This is a genomic window from Thermodesulfatator autotrophicus (assembly GCF_001642325.1).
GTDB lineage: Bacteria > Desulfobacterota > Thermodesulfobacteria > Thermodesulfobacteriales > Thermodesulfatatoraceae > Thermodesulfatator > Thermodesulfatator autotrophicus.
On record NZ_LSFI01000120.1, the window covers coordinates 1 to 422 of the forward strand.

Sequence of the window (422 nt, forward strand, 5' to 3'; positions counted from 1 at the left end):
TCAGCATCTTTTAAGACAGAGTAAAAATTTTTTAGCTTTTCACAAATCCTTATAGCTTTTTCTCGGTCTTCAATGCGGTCCAGAATAGGCTTATCGTATTCGTCTATAAGCACCACTGTTTTCTGGTTATATTTTTGAGAAGCTCTTATGATAAGTTCGTGAAAGCAGTTTTTGTAATCTCCAATGTATTTACACTTGACCTCTAATTCTTCCTGGCATCTTTCTAAAATGAAGTTGGTGTTATTAATTAAATCTTTTTCGTCTTCTATTACCCCGCTACCAAACGAGATGTGAATCACCGGGTACCTAACAGACCAGTCCCAGTTGTTTTCAAGATAGAGGCCCTGAAAGAGTTCTTTTTTGGCTAAGAAGGCCTGGCGTAGGGTATCAAGAAAAAGGCTTTTCCCGAAACGCCTGGGACG

At 38.9% G+C, this 422-nt stretch carries 1 protein-coding gene; it reads right to left on the bottom strand.

The features are described from left to right. Nucleotides 1-422 (bottom strand): AAA family ATPase (locus TH606_RS11230; protein WP_157627932.1); only part of this gene is annotated, 422 nt, incomplete at both ends.